We start from the raw sequence: 2,037 nt of genomic DNA on the forward strand, positions 1-2,037 counted from the left end.
GAATAAATCTTTCCAACGTGAAGACCTGATCGGTCACGCCTTCCGCGACCCAGACCTGCTCAAGCAGGCGCTGACCCATCGCAGTGCCGGCGCGCCGCATAACGAGCGGCTGGAGTTCCTKGGCGACAGCATCGTCAACATGATGGTCGCCGAGGCGTTGTACCTGCGCTGGCCCAAGGCGGACGAAGGCGCGATGACCCGCGCCCGCGCCGAGCTGGTCCGCGAGGGTGCGCTGGCGGTGATCGCGCGGACCCTGCAGCTGGGTGACCGGCTGACGATGGGCCCCGGCGAAATGAAGTCCGGCGGCCATCGCCGTGACTCGACCCTGGCCGATGCATTCGAGGCCGTGGTTGCTGCGATCTACCTGGACGCGGGTTTTGAAGCCTGCCGGGCGATGGTCCTGCCCTGGTTTGCCGCCTCGATGGAGGCGCTGCCGGCCACCGGGCGACCGGAGAAGGACCCCAAGACCCGCCTGCAGGAATGGCTGCAGGGCCGACAGAAGGCGTTGCCACAGTACGAACTGGTGTCAGAATCCGGTGACGACCACGCCAAACACTTCCGGGTACGCTGCAACGTAGCCGACCCCGCCGCCAGCACCGAGGGCGAAGGCTCCTCGCGGCGGATTGCCGAACAACAAGCGGCTGCGGCCGTCCTTGAACAACTGGATTCCAAGTGAGCGAACAAACTCCCCATCATTGCGGCAGCGTGGCCGTCATCGGCCGCCCCAACGTGGGCAAATCGACCCTGACCAATGCCTTGGTCGGGGCCAAGGTCAGCATCGTGTCCAACCGGCCGCAGACCACCCGTCACCGCCTGCTGGGCATCGCCACCTACCCGGAAGGGCAGCTGGTGCTGGTCGACACGCCCGGCCTGCACAAGGTGCAGAAGCGGGCGATGAACCGGGTCATGAACCGCGCTGCCCGCGGCTCGCTGGAAGGCGTCGACGCCGGCCTGCTGGTGATCGAAGCCGGTCGCTGGGACGAAGAGGACAGCCTGGCCTTCAACGTGCTGCGCGACGCCGGTATCCCGGTGGTGCTGGTGGTCAACAAGATCGACCGCATGAAGGACAAGGGCGCACTGCTGCCGTTCCTGCAGGAAGTGACCGCCGGCCGTGATTTCTCGTCGGTGCATCCGATTTCGGCGCAGAAGCGCAACGGCCTGGAAGCCCTGGTCCGTGACGTGCTGGCGCTGTTGCCGGAAGCCCCGCCGATGTTCGGCGAAGACGAGATCACCGACCGCAGTCAGCGCTTCCTGGCCGGCGAACTGGTGCGTGAACAGCTGATGCGCCAGTTGGGCGAAGAGCTGCCGTACGCCACCACGGTGGAGATCGAGCGCTTCACCGAGGACGGCAACCTGCTGCGCATCGGTGCGGTGATCTGGGTCGAGCGCGAAGGCCAGAAGGCGATCGTGATCGGCAAGGGCGGCACCCGCCTGAAGGAGATCGGGGCCAAGTCCCGCCTGCAGATGGAGCGTCTGTTCGGTGCCAAGGTGTTCCTGGAAACCTGGGTGCGCGTGCGTGAGGGCTGGTCCGATGACGAGGCCGCGCTGAAGGCCTTCGGCTACGAATAAGCCGCGACGGTCGCTTCGATGCTGATCGAGGACGACACCGGCTTCGTGCTGCATGCGCGGGCCTATCGCGAGACCAGCCTGCTGGTCGAGGTATTGAGCGCCGAGCACGGCCGGATCGGCCTGCTCGCGCGCGGTGTTTCCACGGCCAAGGGCCAGGTGCTGCGAGCGGCCCTGCAGCCACTGCAGTGGATCCGCTTCAGCGCGCTGCAGCGTGGCGAACTGGCCCAGCTGCGCGGTGCTGAAGCGCTGGATGTGGCGCCGCGCCTGCTCGGCCAGGCCATGCTGGCCGGGTTCTATCTCAGCGAGTTGACCCTGCGCCTGGCACCGCGCCATGACCCGCTGCCGGAGTTGTACCTGGCCTTTGGTGAGGCGCGTGCGCGCCTGGCCGTGGGGGCCGGATTGGCCTGGACCCTGCGCCGTTTCGAACGCGAGCTGCTGGCGGCGCTGGGCGTGGGTTTCGATCTGGAG

General features: G+C 67.1%; 3 protein-coding genes. All 3 read left to right on the forward strand.

Going from position 1 to position 2,037, the window contains the following annotated elements; genetic code table 11:
- On the forward strand, positions 1 to 676 hold a 676-nt coding region (rnc, locus tag AC1VAN_RS20015), incomplete at its 5' end, for a ribonuclease III (RefSeq protein WP_480986554.1).
- On the forward strand, positions 673 to 1,569 hold the full coding sequence (era, locus tag AC1VAN_RS20020) for a GTPase Era (RefSeq protein WP_025877117.1): 897 nt from the start codon (positions 673 to 675) through the stop codon (positions 1,567 to 1,569). The genes rnc and era, both read left to right, overlap by 4 nt.
- Positions 1,570 to 1,587: 18 nt before the next feature.
- A partial coding sequence (gene recO, locus AC1VAN_RS20025) for a DNA repair protein RecO (protein WP_480986555.1) occupies positions 1,588 to 2,037 on the forward strand: 450 nt, incomplete at its 3' end.

It is taken from the genome of Stenotrophomonas sp. 05L44_2, from assembly GCF_056665995.1.